This is a genomic window from Martelella sp. HB161492 (assembly GCF_013184775.1).
GTDB lineage: Bacteria > Pseudomonadota > Alphaproteobacteria > Rhizobiales > Rhizobiaceae > Martelella.
Map to the genome: position 1 here is coordinate 167,058 of NZ_JAATVV010000010.1, position 19,006 is coordinate 186,063.

The window sequence follows — 19,006 nt, forward strand, 5'->3', positions numbered from 1 at the left end:
AACATGAATTTTCAGGTCAAACCCTCAGCCGGCATCCGCGCGGTCAACTGGAACCGCATCGAGGATGACAAGGACCTTGAGGTCTGGAACCGTCTGACCGGCAATTTCTGGCTGCCGGAAAAGGTGCCGCTGTCCAACGACATTCCCTCCTGGGCGACCTTGAAGGAAAACGAGCAGCAGCTCACCATCCGCGTTTTCACCGGTCTGACGCTGCTCGACACGATCCAGAACACGGTTGGTTCGATCACGCTGATGCCCGATGCGGTGACCCCGCATGAAGAGGCGGTGCTGTCGAACATTTCCTTCATGGAAGCGGTCCATGCCCGCTCCTATTCCTCGATCTTCTCCACGCTCTGCTCCATGGCCGAGGTGGATGATGCTTATCGCTGGTCGGAGGAAAATGCTTTCCTGCAGGAAAAATCAAAGCTTGTCCTGTCGGAATATCGCGCCGGTGATCCGCTGCGCAAGAAGGTTGCCAGCGTCTTCCTGGAAAGCTTCCTGTTCTATTCGGGCTTCTATCTGCCGATGTACTGGTCGAGCCGCGCCAAGCTGACCAATACCGCCGACCTCATTCGCCTGATCATCCGTGACGAGGCCGTGCATGGCTATTATATCGGCTACAAGTTCCAGCAGGGCCTGAAGAAGGTCAGCGAGGCCGAGCAGCAGGCAATCAAGGATTTCGCCTTCTCCCTGTTGTTCGAACTCTACGAGATCGAATCCAAATATACCGAGGCGCTCTATGACAGTGTCGGCCTGACCGAGGACGTGAAGGCCTTCCTGCATTACAATGCCAACAAGGCGCTGATGAATCTCGGTTATGAAGCGCTGTTCCCGGCCGAGGCCTGCAAGGTCAATCCGGCCATTCTCTCTGCGCTTTCCCCCAATGCCGATGAAAATCACGACTTCTTCTCCGGCTCGGGTTCGTCCTATGTCATCGGTAAGGCTGTTGCGACCGAAGACGAGGACTGGGATTTCTGATCCTTCTGTCTGATCCGACGATTTGACGATCAGGGCCCGCCATTGGCGGGCCTTTTGACGTCTGGCCATTCATCAGAATGTGGTTTTGCCGAAAACCGGAAATGTCAGCGATTTCTGTCATATTAGTTGACGGGAATCAAAGACCGGAAGCCTCGGTAGCGCATGATGGTGACATCACCGGAGAGGCGGATCGGCTTTCACGCCTTAGAGACAGAAAAACAAGGAGACCCATCATGGCCGAGACCAGCGACATCAAGATCATCATCAGTGGTGGCACGGGCGGTATTGGCGCGGCGACGGCGCGGCTTCTGGTGGCCGCAGGTGCAAAGGTCATGATCGGTGACCTGAATGACGCAGCCGGAGCGACGCTGGTTGCCGAACTTGGTGAGAACGCCCGATTCTGCCATCTCGATGTTACCCGGCCGGAAGACTGGGAGGCAATTGTTGCCGCCGCGGAAGAGGCCTTTGGCGGCATCAATGCCCTGTTCAACAATGCCGGAATTTCCTTCTTCACCGGCGTGGTGGAATCCACGCCCGAGGATTTCCGCAAGATCATGGACATCAATGCCAATGGGGTGTTTTACGGCATGCATTTTGCCGCACCCGCCATCATCCGCGCCGGCGGCGGTGCGATCGTCAACACCTCCTCCACGGCGGGCCTGCAGGGCTATGCCTCGCTGATCGGCTATACCGCTTCGAAATTCGCGGTGCGTGGCATGACCAAGGCAGCGGCGCTGGATCTGGCGCGCGACAATGTCCGCGTCTGCTCCATTCATCCCGGCCCCATCGCCACGGCGATGACGGAAGGCATGAATGAGGCCGCGCTTGCGGGCCAGCCGCTGCCGCGTTTCGGCAAGCCGGAGGAGGTCGCGCGTCTGGTCCGCTTTCTTGTCACGGAAGCGACCTTCTCGACGGGCACCGAATTCGTCATCGACGGTGGCGCGACGGTCGGCATGCTGGCGGCGGTGAAGTAGAAGGCGCCAGACGAACAAAAACGCCGCCCGGTCGGGGGCGGCGTTTGTCATGAAGGCAGGAGAAGATCAGACCGTGCGGCGGTTCAGCTGCGCCAGCATGCTCTTCTGCAAGCTTGGAACCGCGACGATGTAATCGACCTCGTTCTTTCTGAAGGCTTCGAGGAACTTGTTGTAGTTCTTGAACACGAGGCAGCCGTGCGAATCGCCGGGCGTTGACAGCATATAGGTATGGGCGAGAAGCCCTGTGCGACCAAGCGGATCAGTGCCGTCGACGGAGGTCATGCGCAGTGCCTGGACACCGTGGAACAGCGATTCGCGCAAGGTCAGCTTGTAGGTTGCTGCCGGCACGGCGCCGGCCATCTTCAGATGGGTATAATCCGGGTTGTCGCGATATTTGCCGCGGCCGGAATGCGCCTCGAGAACAGTGCCATCGGGCATATAGACCTTTGCGGTGGAGATATCGTAGACGGCGACCTTGGTGGTCGTTTCAGGCACGGCGTTGAAGAGCGTGCCAAGACTGTCGGTCTTGAGCGCGGCATAGGCCAGAGCCGTTCCGGCCGGCCGCGGCTCGGGGACGGGGACCTCGCCTGGCGCCATGCGGTTCTTGTCAGCCCCCTGCAGGACCAGCTTGAAGGCATTGCCTGCATCGGTGCCGGTATCGGCACTGGCGACGAGCGCGGTCGCCGCCGTTTCGGGTTCGGCCTTTGCGGCAGGGGCAGCCGCGGGCCTGCTTTCGGCAATGGTGCGGCTGGTTGTGGACCTGGTCTGAAGCTCCGGCGGCGGACTGGCCAGGGCAAGCTGCACGGCTGCCCCGTTTTCCTCGACCTGCTTGTTGATGGCGTCGCGCTGGTGATTGGCAAGGGCGATCTGGCCGAACTGGGCCAGCTGCTTCTCAAGTGCCGAGGTGCGAATCTCGTCAGCCGTCAGGCCACCGACGCGATCCTGTCCGGAGCGGGCGGCAACGAGGCGGGCCGACTTGTCGCTCTGGGCCCGTTCGGGCGCGCGGAAGGAAGGGGTGATCATCAGGCGCGAGAGGCCGGCCGTTTCGCTACCGCGCCCGGCAACGCTGCCGATCAGCACGGGCGCTGCCGCTATGGTGATAAACGCACCGCCGACCACGATAAAGGCGGATGCTGCGGCGGCAAGGCCCATCAGGCCGCTTTTCGCTTTTCGGGTCCGTCCCGGGATTTCGTTGTTTTTCAACGCCACGTCGCAAAACTCTCTACGCATTACTCGAAGGTGGCGAACCAGCCGCCGAGATGAGGATAAGAGAAACAGGGTAAATAAATCCTTATGCGATGTATGACTGCTCTGAACACGCACCGTCTTTTCCGGCCGGCGCGGAACAATAAGTCCGCCATTCCGTTGTCCTTAGTTGTCTGTCCTTTGTGATGCGGCGTGATGGTGTCACCCCTGCCGCATTTTCGCTCTAGAAAAGAAAACAGGCAAAAATAAAGCAGCTCGGCCTAATTTAGTAAAGGCTGCATTAATGAAAGTTAGCGCTTACACCCTTATGGCATCGATAAAACCGCGCCATGACAAAGCCGGCGCAGCAGCGCCGGCGTCGTCATCTTGACTGAAAGCAAGAGCAGAGGCGTTTCAGCCGGGCAAAAGCCTTGCGGTGTAGATTTCGCTGGCGGCAAGCGGCAGCAAGCGGTCTGCCATCTCGCGCTTCAAATTTTCGTGACGAGCGATTTCGGCGGGGCTCTTGTCCCTCTTCGCGCCGAGCGTGACGAATTCCTCCAGCACGTGACCGGGCCTGATCACGGCTTCGGCGGTTTTTCCACGATAGCTGAAGCGGAAAAGATACGGGCCGGGCGGATCGGAAATGACATCGCGACCGCCAAGGCTGCGTTCAACGCTCAGGCGCCCGTCCGTGAGCGCACGCGTCACCATTTCCAGCGCATCGCGGCCACCCGGACCGGTGAATGCGGTGACGATCCCGATCTCGCGGCGTTCGGGCGGCGTGTCGTCCAGCAGCGCAAAGGCGGCCTGCATGGCCTTCAGCCCATGGACCACCCCACCGGGAAAGCCGCCGCCGTGATAGGCCAGGATGTCATCGAATGAGAAGGTCAGTTCAGTGCCGTTTTCGCAAACGGTGATGGTGTCATGCATGGATGAAGGCTTTCAGATTGGGAATGAAGCGATCGAGAAACCGGGTCGTTGCCGGCATGAAATGCGAGCCGTGGTGAAACATCGGATCCAGAGACGAGACGATCATCCGGCCATTGGTGGAAACCGTATCGACATAGAAAATTGCCCGGCCCGCACCATCCCGCACCAGCACGTCGGCATCGTCAGGCGGCGTGAACCAGCCATGCAGGTGCCAGGTGACATCGCGGTCTTCCATGCCGCGCATCAGCGGATGGTCGCGGTTTGCGATCGAGACGCCGAGATCGGCCTCGGGATCAAGCCACCACCACCAGTTCGTCGGTGTTGGGGTGAAGGCGATGTTTGGCAGGAACAGCTGTGACTGGCTCTCGCCAAGCGCGATGACCGTGCCTCCGGCCTCAAGATGACGGTCAATCACGGCGCGCTGTGCCATCATGCGCCTGGCCGGCGTCCGGCATGGCACCCAGAGCACATCGCCGGGGGTGAGGACGTCGCCCAGCGCCTCGGGTGTTGTGATCACGTCGAAAGCATCGCCATAAGCGGGGCCCTCAAGACTGCGGATATGATAATAGGTGCCGGCGGATGCCGTGACGATACGCCGGCCGCTCCGGGCGCCCACGCGATGGCCGGCAAAGGTCTCGGCGCTGTCAAGCGGCAGTTCTTCCAGTGGTGTCGCCGGCCGGGCTATGGCCGGATCGGCGCAGGCACCGCCTTCAGTCCAGGCCATGATGCGCTCCGCCAGAAGTGGCGGCAGGCCGGTTTCCTGCCCCATGGTGGACAGGTCGTTGCCGGCATGGGAAAAGATCCGGCCGCCATCGGCGCGCGGCCAGACCCAGTCGACCGGAACGCCTTTTCTGCCAAGGCCGTTGATGGCGATGGCACCGGAGGGCAGTGGATTGCAGCCGCGTCCGTAAAAGCCGGCAACGCCCCTGTTCGTCTCGATCGCCTGCAGATCGACCCTTGCGAAAATCGGATGCGGATTGATGCTGGCAAGGTCGAAATCGGCGCGCTTCGGATGGGCGATCGGGCGATGCTGTGCCATGCCGTCGACAAGCGGCCGCACCATCAGCCCGTTGAAGAACCAGCGTCCGCCACGCGCCAGAAAGGCCTCGAGCGCCGGCTTGAAGGCCAGCATGGCATCCTGATCGAGCTGATTGCCGGTGATCAGGCCGGAATGACTTTCAAGATGGGCCTCCGTCAGGGCCTCCTGAGGGATGATGGTGAGCCTGCCATCAGCAGCGGCCTGGCGAAAGGCGGGTGAGGGCCCTTCATGGGCCGATTGCAGGTAAAGTATCGACATGTTCAGTGTTTCCTTCCGGCAAAAGCCGGCACGATGGCGCGGCGCTTGCCGCCATCATCGCCTTCGACATCGACCCAGCGCATCGTCACATCGTAAAGCGCGGAAAGCGGTGCGGGCTGGATCATCTCGTCTACCGTTCCGAAGCGCTCGTGCCCGTCAGGCATCATCAGCAGCACGTCATCGGCCGCCGCCAATGCGTGATTGGGGTCATGGGTGGTAAACAGGATCGCCTTGTCGCGGCGGGCGCGCAGAAGGTTCAGAAGATCGAGGGTTCTGGCCTGATTGCCGAGATCGAGCGCCGAGGTCGGTTCGTCGAAAATCAGCGCTTCAGAACCGGTTGCGAGCGCGCGGGCAATCAGGATCATCTGCCGCTGGCCGCCAGACATCCGGTCATAGCGCAGTTCGGCGAGCTTCGACGCCCCAACCGTTTCGAGAGCCTGATGGGCGGCCTCGATATCATCTCGGCCCGGCTGGCCGAACAGGCCGATCCGCGCGGCATGGCCCATCACCACGACATCGAGACCGGAGAGTTTTGCCACCGACGCCCCGTGCTGCGGCACATAGCCGGCGATCTTGGGGGCCTGGCGGCGGCCTTCCTTCAGGGGCTGAAAGCCGAGCAGGGCGCGCAGCAGCGTGGTCTTGCCGCGGCCATTGGGGCCGAGCACTGCCATGGAACGCCCAACCGGAAGCGTGAAGCTCACATTTGCGAAGATGGTTTTGGCGCCGAAGGCGACACTGGCATTGTCGAGCCCGATCATGGCCGTTCCGCCTTTGAAAAATGCCGGCGCAGCAGCAGGCCGAAAACCGGTGCGCCGATCAGCGCCGTCAGCACGCCAAGCGGAATTTCCGCAGCTGTCAGTGTGCGTGCCAGCGTATCGATGAAGGTCAGATAGGCCGCGCCCAATATGGCCGATGCCGGGATCAGCACGCGATGATCCTCGCCGACGAGAATGCGTGCCGCATGCGGGATGACAAGGCCGATCCAGCCGATAATCCCGGCAACGGCAACGGAGGTTGCGGTCGTCAGCGCCGTGGCGATGAAGATGATCCAGCGCTCGCGATCCGGATTGACGCCGAGCGAGCGGGCTTCGGTATCTTCCAGCGCCAGAAGGTTCAGCCGGTAGCGGAACAGGAAGATCACCGCCATGCCGATCACAAGGCCGGGAAGTCCGAGAAAAAGGCGTGGCCAGGTCGCCGTCGAAAAGGAGCCCATCAGCCAGTAGACGATCGCCGGCAGCGAGGTGTTGGGATCGGCGACAAACTGCACGACAGAGACGAGCGCGGCAAACAGCGCACCGATCACCATGCCGGACAGAATGACGGTGACCACCTCGGTGCGCCCGTTGATGCGGGCGAGAAGGCCGACCATGACGAGAGCGGCAAGGCCGAAGAAGAAGGCAATGCCGAGAAGCGTCACGCCGGAAAAGCCGACAAGGATGGAAAGCGCGCCGCCAAAGGCTGCGCCCTGGCTGATGCCGAGCACCTGCTGGGAGACCAGCGGATTGCGGAACACACCCTGAAGGGCGGCGCCGCCGACCCCCAGCGCCGCCCCGGTCACGGCGGCGAGCAGCACGCGCGGCATGCGCACCAGAAGGACGATGCGCTGGTCGATGGTTTCAAGCGGGGCCGATGGATCGGCAAGCCAGGCCGCGATGATCGCGATGATCCTTGCCGGCGAAACGGCAAAGCGTCCTGCGCCGATGGCAAAGATCATTGCCGCGATGAGGGCGATCACCATGGCGGCAAAAAGGCCGAAACGAAGGGAGCCGGCCACGCGAAGGCTGCGCGGTCCGGCTGCAATATCGGTCATGACCGGCTCTTGAACTGATCGTAATTGGCCGCGCCTGCATTGAGATCCATCCACAGGATCTGATCGATATCCTCATCGCTCAGATCATAGTCGTAGATGGTCTTGTAGGCCGTCTTCATTTCGGTGCGCAGATCGAAGTCGAAGATTTCGGGATGCAGAAGGTCGGCGAGCCACATCCAGGTCAGCGGGCTTTCCTGGTTCGGCGGATCCCAGCGATAGCCGCCCATCGGCATGCGATAGACCTTGTGGTTCTGGGCTGCATTGGTGAGCGACAGGATCGGATCGGAATAGATCCGCTCCGGGGAAATGTCGCTCTCGAAATTGTTGAGCAGGATGACATCCGGGTTCCAGCTGGCGATCTGCTCGGGATTGATGGTCACGCCATTGCCTTCCAGATCGGCGGCTGCGTTCTGGCCACCGGTAAGGTCGATATACCAGGCATTGTAGTTGCCGATCGTGCCGGAGGCCTTGATGCCGTCCATGGCGCGCAGCAGATAGAGCACCTTCGGCCGGTCGCTGCTGGCAAGACCGTCCGTCTTTGCCTTGATCTCCGCTTCAACCTCTTCGCGCCAGTCGATCAGCGGGGCAATGCGCTCGGGCTTGCCCATGGCTTCGGCCGTCATGGTCATATAGGCGCGGGCCTTGTCCTCGGTGCCGTAGGAAATCAGCATTGCGGTCATGCCGGCATTGGTGATCGGGTCGACATAATCGGGGCCGCGATCGGCCCACTGGATCACAAGGTCAGGATTGGTGGCGGCCAGTTCCTCGACATTCGGGATGAAATTCGGGGCGGTGATATCGGAGGGGATATCCTTTGCCTCAGGGAAGATCTTGCCGAGAATGCCGTCCATGATCGCCTGCTTGGCCGAAGGGTTCATGCCGACCAGCCTGTCGGTGCCACCGTCAATGGCAATCAGCGTCGAGGCCATCGGGATCGGGATAGAGGCGATGCGGCTTGCCGGCGCTTCCAGCGTCACGGTCCGGTTTTCCTGGTCGGTGAAGGTGATCGGGTCGGCGAGTGCCGGTCCGGCGAGGAGCAGAGCAACGGCCGCCCCGAAATGGCGTGCCTTGACGATAGTCATTGGTGAAATCCTGAGTTTTATGGTCAGCTATTGTCTGATCTTTTTACAAACATGATTACTTTTATCAAGATAAAAAACAAAAATCTGTCGCGCCGTCAGCACCGGCTTTGCGGCGAAGGCTTGGGGGGCGTATCCTATCGGCTGATGAAAGAAAGGCGCAGCTGTGCCAGATTGGCGGGGTGCGCTCGCGGCGCGAGCTGATCCGGGGGAGTTTACATTCCAGCGCTGGCAAGTGCATATGTCACTATATTGAATTTCTACTTTTCATTCCGTTCCGTTTTCTGGGGCTCTTTGTTTTCATGGATTCGATCCATCTGATACTCACATTTGTCATTATTGCGGGTGCGGTGATTGCCTTCGCGCTTGACCGTTTTTCCATCGAAGTCGTCTCGCTGGGCATCCTGTCTGCCCTTCTGGTCCTGTTCGGTACTTTCCCCTACACGTCTGACAGCGGCGCAGCGCTGTCCATCGACCAGCTTCTCGCGGGTTTCTCCTCGCCGGCACTGGTCACGGTTCTGGCGCTTCTGATCGTCGGCAAGGGGCTCTTTGCCACCGATGCGCTGGAAGGGGTTGCCGATATCATCGGGCGGATGAACCGCGGCAATCCGAAGCTTGCCGTGGTGGTGATCCTCATTGTTGTCGGCGTTACCTCGGCTTTCCTCAACAATACACCGGTGGTGGTGATCTTCATTCCGGTGCTGACCTCGCTGGCGGCGCGTTACCGCCTGTCGCCCTATCAGATCTTCATGCCGCTTTCCTTCGTCACCATTCTCGGCGGCATGACGACGATGATCGGTTCGTCGACCAATATGATCGCCGTCGGCCTGGCCAACCAGCTCGGCGTCAAGATGGGGTTTTTCTCGATCACCGGCATGGGCGTCATCCTGGCGGTGGTCGGCTATCTCTATGTGCTTCTCGTGATGCCGCGGGTGCTGTCCGGGCGCAAGGCGGAGGTCAAGGCCGCCGAGGATACCGATGGCACGCAATTTGTCGGCGATCTGGTTGTCCTGCCCAACAGCCGCTTCATCGGCGAGCGTCCGCGTTCCGGCTTCTTTCCCGATCTCGCACCGATGGCGCTGCATGTGCTCACCCGGGCCGATGGCACGACGCTGCTGCCGCCCTATGATGACAGTCTTGTTCTGGCGCCGGGTGACCGGCTGCAGCTGATCGGCACCCGCAAGGGGTTCATGGATCTGATCGCCAAGAGCGAATTCGATCTGGCAGCACCGCCGGACGGCTCGCTGCCGCGTGATCCGCGCAAGGCCGGGCCGCGCTACCAGCTTGTCGAGGCCGTGGTTGCACCAGGGTCGATGTTCGAGGGCCGGACGGTGCGCTTCAGCGGTATCCAGGCGCGCTTCAACGTGACGGTATTCGGCGTCCGCCGGAAATCGCGCATGGGCCGAATTCCGCTGACCTATATCCGGCTGGAGGCGGGCGACACGCTGCTGCTCGGCGGCACGGAGGAAGATTTCGCCAGCACCCGTGGCAATCACGATATCCTGCTTCTGGAACATTCCGCCGAGCCGGTGCCGCCGCGTGACAAATCAATCCTCGCGGCGCTGATCTTCATGGCGATCGTCATCTTGTCGGCAACCGGGATTTCGCCGATCGCTGTCAACGCCGTTGCCGGTGCCGTGATGATGGTTGCCTTTGGCTGCCTCACACTGCAGCAGGCAGCGCGTGCCTTTGACCGGCAGATCTTCCTCCTGATCGGTGCCTCGATCGCCATGGCGACGGCGCTGGAAGCGACGGGAGGGGCCAGGCTGATTGCCGAAACCGTTGTCAATCTCAGCGGCGGTGCCTCGGCGCCAGTGGTGATCACCATCCTGTTCATCACGGTGGCGATCCTCACCAATCTCCTGTCGAACAATGCCGCCGCAGCACTGTTCATCCCGATCGCCATCAACATGGCGCGTCAGGTCGGTGCGCCACCGGAAGCCTTTGCCGCCGCCGTCATCTATGCCGCCAACTGTTCCTTCGCCACGCCGATCGGCTATCAGACCAACCTCATGGTCATGGGGCCGGGCCATTACAGCTTCAGGGATTTCATCCGCGCCGGCTTTCCGCTGGTGCTGGTGGTCACCATCACCTTCGCGCTTGTGGCGCCCTGGTATTACGATCTCTGAGCCATCGCCGTGTCCGGCCGGACCAATTCGGTTCGAGAGCTTCAGACTATGGGTGACGAAGCGCGGAAATGGCTTGCCGAAACCGGATGGAACAATAACGCCTGAGCGATGAACGGGCGTGCTGGCGGTGCGCGCATCGCCTCAGCCTGGCCGCTCACTCTTCTGACACGAAATCAAGGCCGATATCGAGGATGGGCGCGGAGTGGGTGAGCCAGCCGACCGAGATCAGGTCGACGCCGGCACGGGCAAGCGCTCCGGCTGTCTCCGGCGTAATGCCGCCCGAGGCTTCGGTGATCGCGCGGCCATCGACGATTGAGACAGCCTCGGCCAAAAGCTCCGCACCCATATTGTCGAGCAGCACCGCATCAACGCCGATTGCCATGGCCGTGCGCAGCTGATCGAGCGTGTCGACCTCGACTTCGATCTTCACCATATGGCCCGCATTTTTCTTCGCCCGTTCGATGGCGATGGCGATATCGCCGGCAATGGCGATGTGGTTGTCCTTGATCAGGACCGCATCGAACAGGCCGAAGCGGTGATTGCCGCCGCCGCCCATGCGCACGGCGTATTTTTCCAGCGCGCGAAGTCCGGGTGTTGTCTTGCGGGTGCACACCACGGCAGCGCCCGTGCCTGCAACCGCCTCGACAATGCCGGCGGTGACGCTGGCAATGCCGGAGAGATGCGACAAAATGTTGAGCGCAGTGCGTTCCCCGGTCAGAAGTCCGCGCGAGGGACCGGAAAGCGTTGCGATCCGCGTTCCCGGTGAAACGGCGGCGCCATCGTCCACATGGCGGGTCATGGTGATGGCCGGATCGACCAGTTCAAAGGCAAGCGCCGCGGCGTCGAGCCCGGCGACAACGCCCTTCTTCCGGGTCGCCATCGTTACGCTGGAGCGATGACCGGACGGGATCACCGCATTGGAGGTGATGTCGCCGGCAAGCCCCAGATCCTCGACAAGCGCGTTGCGGATCACGGGTTCGATCATCGGGCGAAGCAGGGGGGCAGTCATGGTTCAGGCACTCCGGGCAAGGGGGGTGAGATTGCGGGCATGGTCGAGGATTGCATCGAGGCCCATCCGGTTCCGGATCGCTGCCGGCCGCTTCTGCGGAAAGTCGGCGCGGGCATGGCCGCCACGCGTCTCGTCGCGCAGATCGGCGAAGACAGCGATCGCCAGCGCCACCAGCGCCGGATCGGCATCGGCACCATCGGCGTCATAATGGGCAAGCAGCGCCGGGATCGCCTGATGAATGCCTTCAGCCGAGCGCAGCACGCCGAGGTGGCGGCTCATGATCGGGCGAATATTACCGGTCGTCGGGGTGACACTCGGCAGGGACCGGCCGGGGTCGGTTACGGCAATGGCGCGGGCTGGTGCTGCCTCCGCCGCTGCGGCGATATCTGCCGCTGCCAGTGCGCCCGTCACCACCGCCTCGGTCAGCGAATTGCTGGCGAGCCGGTTGGCCCCGTGCAGACCGGTCGCGGCGCATTCACCGGCGGCCCAGAGGCCGGAAACGGAACTGCGGGCGTTGTCGTCAACATCAATCCCGCCCATATGATAGTGCTGGGCCGGTGCCACCGGGATCGGCGCGTGCGCCGGGTCAATGCCGGCCTGACGGCAGATTGCGGTGATTGCCGGGAAGCGGGCGTAAAAGCCTGTGCCAAGGCAGGCCCGGGCATCGAGAAACACCTTATTGCCGCGTGAAATCTCGGCGAAAATCGCCCGCGCCACCACGTCGCGCGGCGCGAGCTCGCCGCCTTTGGTTCCGGCCATGAAGCGCTCGCCATGATCATTGATCAGCACCGCACCTTCGCCGCGCACCGCCTCGCTGATCAGCGGAACGGGGCGGGCATTGACAGCAAGGCCGGTCGGGTGGAACTGGACGAATTCCATGTCGGCAAGACGGGCGCCGGCGCGCGCGGCCAGCATCACGCCCTGGCCGAAATTGCCGGGCGGGTTGGTCGAGGCCGCATAAAGTCCGCCAATGCCGCCGGTTGCCAGCAGCACGCGGTCGCTCGCAAGGGTGAAAAACCGTCCGCTTTTTTCGGCAAGCACGCCTGCGATCCGGCCCTCGTTGACAATCAGCCGCCGGGCCGATGTGTTCGTCATCAGCCGGATCGAGGGCGTTGACAGGACCTGACGGACAAGGGCTGCAACAATGGCGGCGCCGGATCTGTCGCCCTCGGCATGCAGTACCCGCCTGCGGCAATGGGCAGCTTCCAGCGCCAGCGCATAGGCGCCGTCGCCATTGCGGTCAAAACGGACGCCGTGGCGTTCCAGAAGCTGGATTGCGGCCGGGGCCCTGGTGAGGATTGCGGTGGCGGCTGCCGGATCGCAAAGCCCGTCGCCGGCCCGAAGCGTGTCTTCAAGCTGCAGCTGCGGCGTGTCGTCGGCACCAACCGCAGCAGCGATGCCACCCTGGGCCCAGGCGCTGGAGGTTTTCTCGCCGGCGCCGGCCCGGGTGATGAGGGTGACCGGCAGCGGCGCAAGCTCCAGCGCCGCCACAAGACCGGCAATACCGCTGCCGATAATGATGACGGGCGTGTTCATAGGGCCAGCATCCGCTCCACGGCACGGCGCGCATCGCCGGCGATTGCCGGGTCGACAGTCACGGCGTGGCGGTTGTTTTCCAGCGCATCACGGATGTTCTTCAATGTGATCCGCTTCATATGCGGGCAGAGATTGCAGGGCCGGACGAAATCGACCTCCGGGTGATCGACGGCGACATTGTCGCTCATCGAGCATTCGGTCAGCAGCACCACACGCGCCGGCTTGTTGTCGCCGACATAGGCTGACATCAGCGCGGTCGAACCGGCGAAATCGGCTTCAGCCACCACATCGGGCGGACATTCGGGATGGGCCAGCACCTGAACGCCGGGCCAGGCCTCACGCATCTCGCGCACATCCTCGGCGGTGAAGAGTTCATGCACTTCGCAATGGCCCTTCCAGGTGATGATCTCGACATCGGTCTCGCGGGCAATGTTCTGGGCGAGATATTCATCCGGGATCATGATCACCTTCGGCACGCCGAGCCCTTCGACGATCTTTTTCGCATTGCCGGAGGTGCAGCAGATATCCGAGGCCGCCTTTACCGCCGCCGAGGTGTTGACATAGGTGATCACCGGAACGCCGGGATGGGCGGCGCGCAGCAGCGCCACATCTTCAGGCGTGATCGAATCGGCGAGCGAACAGCCGGCCGCCATATCCGGGATCAGCACGGTCTTTTCCGGGTTCAGGAGCTTGGCGGTTTCGGCCATGAAATGCACGCCCGCCAGAACGATGATATCGGCCTCCGCTTCTGCCGCCTTGCGGGCCAGCGCCAGGCTGTCGCCGACAATGTCGGCGACGCCGTGGAAAATGTCCGGCGTCTGGTAGTTATGGGCGAGAATAACGGCATTCTTCTCACGTTTCAGCGTTAGAATGGCCTCCACGTCATCCGCATGGCTCAGCCATTCGGCCTTTGGCATCACCCGTGACACGCGCTCATACAGTCTGTTGGCGTCAAAACCGGCATTCATCGCTCTCTCCTTAATACTCTATTTGAGTATATTTAGAGCGCGATTCATATTCTCCCATTGAGTTTATGTCAATGCCGGGTGGTGGGGAGACGTGATCCGGAGAGCGCGCGCTCTTCGAGGATGGCATGGCGGTAGCGAAACAGCTTTGCGGGTCTGCCGCCGGTTTCGGCGGTCACGGCGCCGGTTTCCTCGATCAGTGCCTGCTGGTCGATCTGGCGGCGGAAATTGGGCTTGTGCAGCCTCAGGCCCGCCAGCGCTTCGACGGCGCGCTGCAATTGCAGAAGCGTGAACTGCTCCGGCATCAGCTCGAAAACAACGGGGCGGTATTTGATCTTGGCGCGCAGCCTGGCAATGCCGGTGGCGAGAATGCGCCGGTGATCGGCGGCCATCGGCTTGCCGAACCAGAAAGCCGGTGCCGAACCGGCCTCGGCCACCAGCTTGGCCTCATACATCAGCTCATAGCGCTGCAGCACCAGATCCTCATTCCATGCGGCGCCGTTGAGGCCGAAGGCAAAATCGAGGCGATGGCGGCGATAATCGCGGCCGGGCCGCTCGCTCTCGGCCCATTGGCTGAGCATCTCGACGATGTTTTCGAGGATGTCCGGGCGTCCGCCGCGCAGATCCTCCCAGGGAAAATAGCTGTACCAGTCCTTCCACAAGGGGCGCCCGCCGCCGGGTGGGGCCTGTTCGCGCACCAGTCCGAGATAGGAGATCGAAATGATGTGACGGTCATCTTCGTTGCGTACGCCGCCGCGATCGCGATCGGCAAAGGTGTAAAGCTGTTCAAGATAACCGACCGGATGGCCGGTCTGGTCCTCGACCCAGTCGCGCAGGCCGGCCTGCAGGCTGCGATGCCCGGAAATAAACGGGCCGGAGGGCAGTTTCACGCCGGCCTCCACCGTCATCACCCGCGGTGCATCCTCCGTCACGGCGGTAAGCACGGCAATCAGTTCGGCGTGGGCATTGGCATCGGTCACGGGCGGCTTGTCCTCCATTCTCCATCAATGGCGGTAGCACGGATGGGCCGGTCCGCCAATGACAGCCGACAAAAGGATGAGGCTGTTACGGACATGTCATGCAGAGGGCGTAGAGAGCGAAGACCCGCGTCAAACAAAGATATTGCCATGCTCCGCTTCTTCCCAGCCTTTCTGATGTCGCTCTTCCTCACATTTCCGGCCTTTGCCGTCACGCCGCTCGATCACGCCCACGCCCATAATGATTATTGGCATCAACGCCCGCTTTTCGATGCGCTGGACCGCGGCTTCATGAGTATCGAGGCCGATATCATGCTGCGCGACGGCAGGCTCCTCGTCGGCCACACGGCTGCGGAACTCGGCGATGAGCGCAGCTTGCAGGCGCTCTATCTTGATCCGCTTCTCGCCCGTGTCCGGGACAATGACGGCAAGGTCTATGCCGACCAGGATCAGCCGCTGATCTTGCTGGTCGATCTGAAGCAGGATGGACCGGACACCTATCGGGCGCTTGAAAAACTGCTGCCCGCCTATGCCGGCATGCTGACCAGCTATCGCGATGGCGTCGTCACGCCCGGCGCCGTGACGCTGGTGCTCACCGGCTCTTCAGCCTGGCAGGTGCTGCGCATGGAGAAAGAGCGCTACGCCTTCACCGATGCAAGCTATGTCGAGCTGAACCTTAACATGCCGCCCGAAGCCATGGTGATGCTGAGCCAGAAGTGGACGCAGATTACCCACTGGAAGGGCGAGGGGCCACTGAACGACAACGAGGATCGCTTCATCCGCAAGATCATCGCCAAGGGCCATGAGCGTGGCGCCAAGGTACGCTTCTATGCAACGCCGGATGAACCGGGGCCGGGGCGCGATGCGGTATGGACCTATCTTCTCGATGCCGGCGCCGACCTCCTCAATACCGATGATCTTAATGGGCTGTCGGCTTTCTTTGCCGCACGCGCGGCCTCAGCCGAAAAATAGCGGCAGGCGCGGCCTTATGCGTTCATCCACCGTATCAACGGCCGTAACGGGAAACCATTCGGCCGCCTTCACCTCCGCCAGATCGGGGGTGAGGGTGCCGGACAGCCGGGCGGCGAAGCGGATATCGAGGTGATAATGCTCCGGCTCCTGCCTTTTGGGATTTTCGGCAATCCGGTGGAGATCGATGCTGATCGGCGTGGCGTCGGGCTTGAGTTCGGCCATCAGCCCGGTTTCCTCGCGGGTCTCGCGAAAGGCGGCACCCGTCAGGCTCTCGCCGGGTTCCAGGTGCCCGCCTGGCTGAAACCAGCGGCCGATGATCTTGTGATGGATCAGCAGCACGGCCGAAAGATCCGCTGAAAACCCGAACAGCGAGGCGGTGACATGGACCGGAAAGGTCGAGCGCGCCGTGTAGTCCCGGTCCTGCGCCACGAAATCGGCATAATGCGTCCAAAACCGGGCATCATAGGCGGCGATCACCTGGCGGATATGGTCGTTCTGCTCCACGGTGCCTGTCTCCTCTCTTGCCGGGCGAGTTTCAGCGTCTTGAAGCGCTGAAATCAAGTCCAAAAAATCCGCCCGTCCGGGGAGGGCCGGACGGGCGGTCAGTGACACCCGGACATGGGAGGGAGGAGAACCGGGTGCAATGCCATGCCTGACCTGCGGTCAGGGTGTTTCGATCCAATTCCTTTCAAGCGTCAGCGTCAGCCGGGCGCGGATATCGGTGGCACTGGCGGCGATGGAAATGTCATAGTCCCCGGCATCGGCCCTGAAAGCCTGATCTTCAACGGAGAAATAGGCCAGATCGCGCAGCGACAGCGACAGGCCGGCCGTGCGTGTCTCGCCGGGGTCAAGCGTCAGGCGGGCAAAGGCTTTCAGTTCCTTTACCGGGCGCTCGGCCTGAGGGTCTGTCTCGCCAACATAAAGCTGCACGACATCGGACCCGCGGCGCGTGCCGATATTGGTAACGTCGATCTCGACCGAGACGCCTTCCTCACCGATTGTCGTGGCCGAAAGGACCGGCGTGCCCCAGCGAAACGCAGTATAGGAAAGCCCGAAGCCGAAGGGGAAGGCGGGTTTTGTTGCCGTGCGGTCGAAATGACGGTAGCCGACGAATATGCCTTCGCGATATTCCACATGGCCATCGCGGCCGGGATAGCCGATCGTGTCATTGCCAAAGGCGGAAACATCGTGGAGGCGGGACGGAAAGGTTTGCGGCAGGCGGCCGCCGGGCTCTGCCGCGCCAAACAGAAGGTCGGCTGCGGCATGACCCAGTTCCTGGCCGGGATACCACATTTCCATCACGGCGCGGACGCGCGACAGCCAGGGCATTTCCACCGGACCGCCGGTCTGAAGCACCACGACCGTATCAGGATTTTCGGCTGCAACACGGTCGATCAGTTCGTTCTGACGGCCTGGCAGCTGCATATCCGGCAGATCGAGGCCTTCCGTATCCCATTCCCCCTGACGTCCGACGAACAGCACGGCGATGTCAGCAGCTCTCGCGGCCTCCACTGCAGCATCAATCTCGGCCTCGCCCAGCACATATTCAATGCCGAAGCGCATGGCGCGGATATTGATGCCGTCCTCCTTCTCGTCGACCGGGCGGTATTCGGCGGTGATGTCATAGCGCCGTCCGGCGAGAAGCTCGACCGTGGCGCGGCGTTCGTCATTGCCTGTGCCGAAATAGTTATTGCCGCGTTTCCAGTCGGTCTCGCCATCAATCACCCTCTCACCGTCAAGGAAGAGATTGGCAAGACCGGCATTGGTGAGGCCTAGCTCGTAAAGCCCGGTCCGCTCTGCGGTGAAGCTGCCGGAGATGCGCACCGAAAAATCGTCGAGATCGATTTCCTTGTTCGGCATATCGAACCAGAAGAAGTCGCTCGCCTCTGCCGTGGTGACATGAACTGGCGTGCCGGCCAGTTCGGTGCCCTGATAGAAGGCGACGGTGAGCGGCGTCTCCACAAGGCTTGCCAGGCGATTGTTGGAGCAGCCGATCGCGGTCAGCACCGCATCATCTCCGAGAAGCGCCTTCAGTCCGTCGACCGGGCTGATGCGGTAATGCGCGTTGATCTGGGCGCTGCCGCCGCCCATGATCCGGGCGACTGTCGCATTGGGGCCGATCGCGGCGATTGTCTTCACCCTGGCCTGCGCCAGTGGCAGGATGCCGTCATTTTTCAGCAGCACGCTGCCATCGGCGGCAAGTTTGCGGATCAGGGCGCGGATTTCCTGTGTGTCAAGCGACGTTTCCGCCGGAATTTCGGGATCATCGAAGGCGCCGACCCGCTCGATCAGCGTCAGCATTCGCGCTGCGGATGTCTCAACGAAATCGGCGCTGAGCGCACCGCTTCTGACGGCGTCGACAAGCTTTTCGCCGCGGTCGCGCGTCGGTCCCGGCATTTCAAGGTCGAGCCCCGCTTTCACGGTGCCGATGGTCGAGTGGGAGCCAAACCAGTCGGACATGACGATGCCGTCATAGCCCCATTCCGCGCGCAGGACCGTGGTCAGAAGCCAGCCATTTTCGCTCGTATAGGTGCCGTTCAGCCGGTTATAGGATGACATCACCGCCCAGACGCCGGCCTTTTTCACCGCGGCCTCGAAGGGCGGCAGGTAGATTTCACGCAGCGTCCGTTCGTCAATGTCGGAGGAGATCGTCTGGCGCTGATATTCGGAATCATTGCCAACGAAATGCTTGATCGTCGCCGCAACGCCATTGTCCTGCAGGCCGGTGATATAGCCGACAGCAAGACCCGCGGTCAGCGCCGGATCTTCCGAATAGCATTCGAAATTGCGCCCGTTGAGCCCTGAACGGTGGATGTTGACGGTGGGCGCCAGAAGCACGGCCGCCCCCTTCGAGCGCGCCTCTTTGGCCAGCGCCGCGCCCATCGCATAGGCGGCATCCGCGCTCCATGAGGCACCGAGCGAAATGGCGCAGGGAAAGCAGCTCGCCTTGACGCCGCCAACCAGAGAACCGCCGCCGCGCGCGCCATTGGGACCATCGGAAACCTTGATCTTGGGGATGCCAAGCCGTGGTACCGCATTGGTGGTCCATGAATCGGCGCCGGACAACAGGGAAACCTGCTCCTCAAGTGTCATGTCCCTGACCAGCGCTTCGATGTCGCGCCCCGCGGCTACGGCCTTATCCATGAAAATCCTCCAGCTTTCCGT

The 19,006-nt window shown here is 62.0% G+C and carries 16 protein-coding genes; 4 read left to right on the top strand and 12 right to left on the bottom strand.

Features of this window, described 5'->3' with window-relative positions:
- The first annotated feature begins 3 nt into the window (after window positions 1-3).
- Window positions 4-978 (top strand): class 1b ribonucleoside-diphosphate reductase subunit beta, encoded by a 975-nt coding sequence (gene nrdF / locus HCK86_RS17205; protein WP_176085708.1) that lies wholly within the window; start codon window positions 4-6, stop codon window positions 976-978.
- Window positions 979-1,211: 233 nt separating this feature from the next.
- The gene (locus tag HCK86_RS17210; protein ID WP_176085709.1) at window positions 1,212-1,952 is read left to right on the top strand and encodes an SDR family oxidoreductase; all 741 of its coding nucleotides are present in this window, start codon (window positions 1,212-1,214) and stop codon (window positions 1,950-1,952) included.
- Window positions 1,953-2,018: 66 nt separating this feature from the next.
- Here the strand turns inward: HCK86_RS17210 and HCK86_RS17215 are convergent, their stop codons facing one another.
- The 6 genes from HCK86_RS17215 to HCK86_RS17240 all read right to left on the bottom strand — a co-directional run bounded on the left by HCK86_RS17215 (window position 2,019) and on the right by HCK86_RS17240 (window position 8,256).
- Window positions 2,019-3,155 carry a DUF2778 domain-containing protein gene (locus HCK86_RS17215; RefSeq protein ID WP_210259945.1) on the bottom strand — a complete coding sequence of 379 codons (1,137 nt, stop codon included), beginning with the start codon at window positions 3,153-3,155 and terminating at the stop codon, window positions 2,019-2,021.
- Window positions 3,156-3,551: 396 nt separating this feature from the next.
- Window positions 3,552-4,067 (bottom strand): hypothetical protein, encoded by a 516-nt coding sequence (locus HCK86_RS17220; protein WP_176085711.1) that lies wholly within the window; start codon window positions 4,065-4,067, stop codon window positions 3,552-3,554.
- On the bottom strand, window positions 4,060-5,364 hold the full coding sequence (locus HCK86_RS23965) for a hypothetical protein (protein ID WP_210259946.1): 1,305 nt from the start codon (window positions 5,362-5,364) through the stop codon (window positions 4,060-4,062). The genes HCK86_RS17220 and HCK86_RS23965 overlap by 8 nt, the downstream gene beginning before the upstream one ends.
- A gap of 2 nt (window positions 5,365-5,366) precedes the next feature.
- The gene (locus tag HCK86_RS17230) at window positions 5,367-6,122 is read right to left on the bottom strand and encodes an ABC transporter ATP-binding protein (RefSeq protein ID WP_176085712.1); all 756 of its coding nucleotides are present in this window, start codon (window positions 6,120-6,122) and stop codon (window positions 5,367-5,369) included.
- Complete coding sequence (locus tag HCK86_RS17235) at window positions 6,119-7,174, bottom strand: iron ABC transporter permease (protein WP_176085713.1); 1,056 nt, start codon at window positions 7,172-7,174, stop codon at window positions 6,119-6,121. Before HCK86_RS17235 ends, HCK86_RS17230 begins: the two co-directional genes overlap by 4 nt.
- Window positions 7,171-8,256 (bottom strand): ABC transporter substrate-binding protein, encoded by a 1,086-nt coding sequence (locus HCK86_RS17240; protein WP_176085714.1) that lies wholly within the window; start codon window positions 8,254-8,256, stop codon window positions 7,171-7,173. The genes HCK86_RS17235 and HCK86_RS17240 overlap by 4 nt, the downstream gene beginning before the upstream one ends.
- A 299-nt stretch (window positions 8,257-8,555) precedes the next feature.
- On the opposite strand from HCK86_RS17240, the gene HCK86_RS17245 reads away from it, so the two are divergent.
- Entirely contained in the window at window positions 8,556-10,382 is a 1,827-nt protein-coding gene (locus HCK86_RS17245; RefSeq protein ID WP_176085715.1) for an SLC13 family permease, read from the top strand.
- A 154-nt stretch (window positions 10,383-10,536) separates the two neighbouring features.
- On the opposite strand, the gene nadC is transcribed toward HCK86_RS17245, so the two are convergent.
- The 4 genes from nadC to HCK86_RS17265 all read right to left on the bottom strand — a co-directional run bounded on the left by nadC (window position 10,537) and on the right by HCK86_RS17265 (window position 14,872).
- A complete protein-coding gene (nadC, locus tag HCK86_RS17250) occupies window positions 10,537-11,391 on the bottom strand; it encodes a carboxylating nicotinate-nucleotide diphosphorylase (protein WP_176085716.1) in 855 nt (284 codons plus the stop codon).
- A 3-nt stretch (window positions 11,392-11,394) separates the two neighbouring features.
- On the bottom strand, window positions 11,395-12,927 hold the full coding sequence (locus HCK86_RS17255; protein WP_176085717.1) for an L-aspartate oxidase: 1,533 nt from the start codon (window positions 12,925-12,927) through the stop codon (window positions 11,395-11,397).
- Window positions 12,924-13,895 (bottom strand): quinolinate synthase NadA, encoded by a 972-nt coding sequence (gene nadA / locus HCK86_RS17260; RefSeq protein ID WP_176085718.1) that lies wholly within the window; start codon window positions 13,893-13,895, stop codon window positions 12,924-12,926. Before nadA ends, HCK86_RS17255 begins: the two co-directional genes overlap by 4 nt.
- 68 nt (window positions 13,896-13,963) lie before the next feature.
- On the bottom strand, window positions 13,964-14,872 hold the full coding sequence (locus HCK86_RS17265) for a hypothetical protein (RefSeq protein WP_176085719.1): 909 nt from the start codon (window positions 14,870-14,872) through the stop codon (window positions 13,964-13,966).
- 147 nt (window positions 14,873-15,019) lie between these two features.
- On the opposite strand from HCK86_RS17265, the gene HCK86_RS17270 reads away from it, so the two are divergent.
- The gene (locus tag HCK86_RS17270; RefSeq protein ID WP_176085720.1) at window positions 15,020-15,841 is read left to right on the top strand and encodes a phosphatidylinositol-specific phospholipase C/glycerophosphodiester phosphodiesterase family protein; all 822 of its coding nucleotides are present in this window, start codon (window positions 15,020-15,022) and stop codon (window positions 15,839-15,841) included.
- On the opposite strand, the gene HCK86_RS17275 is transcribed toward HCK86_RS17270, so the two are convergent.
- Together HCK86_RS17275 and HCK86_RS17280 are read right to left on the bottom strand one after the other, a co-directional pair.
- Window positions 15,827-16,345: an NUDIX hydrolase gene (locus tag HCK86_RS17275; protein ID WP_210259948.1), complete on the bottom strand. Its 519-nt coding sequence runs from the start codon at window positions 16,343-16,345 to the stop codon at window positions 15,827-15,829. The two genes, HCK86_RS17270 and HCK86_RS17275, sit on opposite strands and share 15 nt — an antisense overlap.
- A 159-nt stretch (window positions 16,346-16,504) precedes the next feature.
- Window positions 16,505-18,985, bottom strand: coding sequence for a glycoside hydrolase family 3 C-terminal domain-containing protein (locus tag HCK86_RS17280; protein ID WP_176085721.1), 2,481 nt, complete (start codon window positions 18,983-18,985; stop codon window positions 16,505-16,507).
- Window positions 18,986-19,006 lie beyond the last annotated feature (21 nt).

Bases quoted from the DNA above. Each gene is read 5' to 3' on its own strand.
- nrdF (WP_176085708.1), top strand. From the start codon at position 4: ATGAATTTTCAGGTCAAACCCTCAGCCGGCATCCGCGCGGTCAACTGG.
- HCK86_RS17210 (WP_176085709.1), top strand. From the start codon at position 1,212: ATGGCCGAGACCAGCGACATCAAGATCATCATCAGTGGTGGCACGGGC.
- HCK86_RS17220 (WP_176085711.1), bottom strand. From the start codon at position 4,067: ATGCATGACACCATCACCGTTTGCGAAAACGGCACTGAACTGACCTTC.
- HCK86_RS23965 (WP_210259946.1), bottom strand. From the start codon at position 5,364: ATGTCGATACTTTACCTGCAATCGGCCCATGAAGGGCCCTCACCCGCC.
- HCK86_RS17230 (WP_176085712.1), bottom strand. From the start codon at position 6,122: ATGATCGGGCTCGACAATGCCAGTGTCGCCTTCGGCGCCAAAACCATC.
- HCK86_RS17235 (WP_176085713.1), bottom strand. From the start codon at position 7,174: ATGACCGATATTGCAGCCGGACCGCGCAGCCTTCGCGTGGCCGGCTCC.
- HCK86_RS17240 (WP_176085714.1), bottom strand. From the start codon at position 8,256: ATGACTATCGTCAAGGCACGCCATTTCGGGGCGGCCGTTGCTCTGCTC.
- HCK86_RS17245 (WP_176085715.1), top strand. From the start codon at position 8,556: ATGGATTCGATCCATCTGATACTCACATTTGTCATTATTGCGGGTGCG.
- nadC (WP_176085716.1), bottom strand. From the start codon at position 11,391: ATGACTGCCCCCCTGCTTCGCCCGATGATCGAACCCGTGATCCGCAAC.
- HCK86_RS17255 (WP_176085717.1), bottom strand. From the start codon at position 12,927: ATGAACACGCCCGTCATCATTATCGGCAGCGGTATTGCCGGTCTTGTG.
- nadA (WP_176085718.1), bottom strand. From the start codon at position 13,895: ATGAATGCCGGTTTTGACGCCAACAGACTGTATGAGCGCGTGTCACGG.
- HCK86_RS17270 (WP_176085720.1), top strand. From the start codon at position 15,020: ATGCTCCGCTTCTTCCCAGCCTTTCTGATGTCGCTCTTCCTCACATTT.
- HCK86_RS17280 (WP_176085721.1), bottom strand. From the start codon at position 18,985: ATGGATAAGGCCGTAGCCGCGGGGCGCGACATCGAAGCGCTGGTCAGG.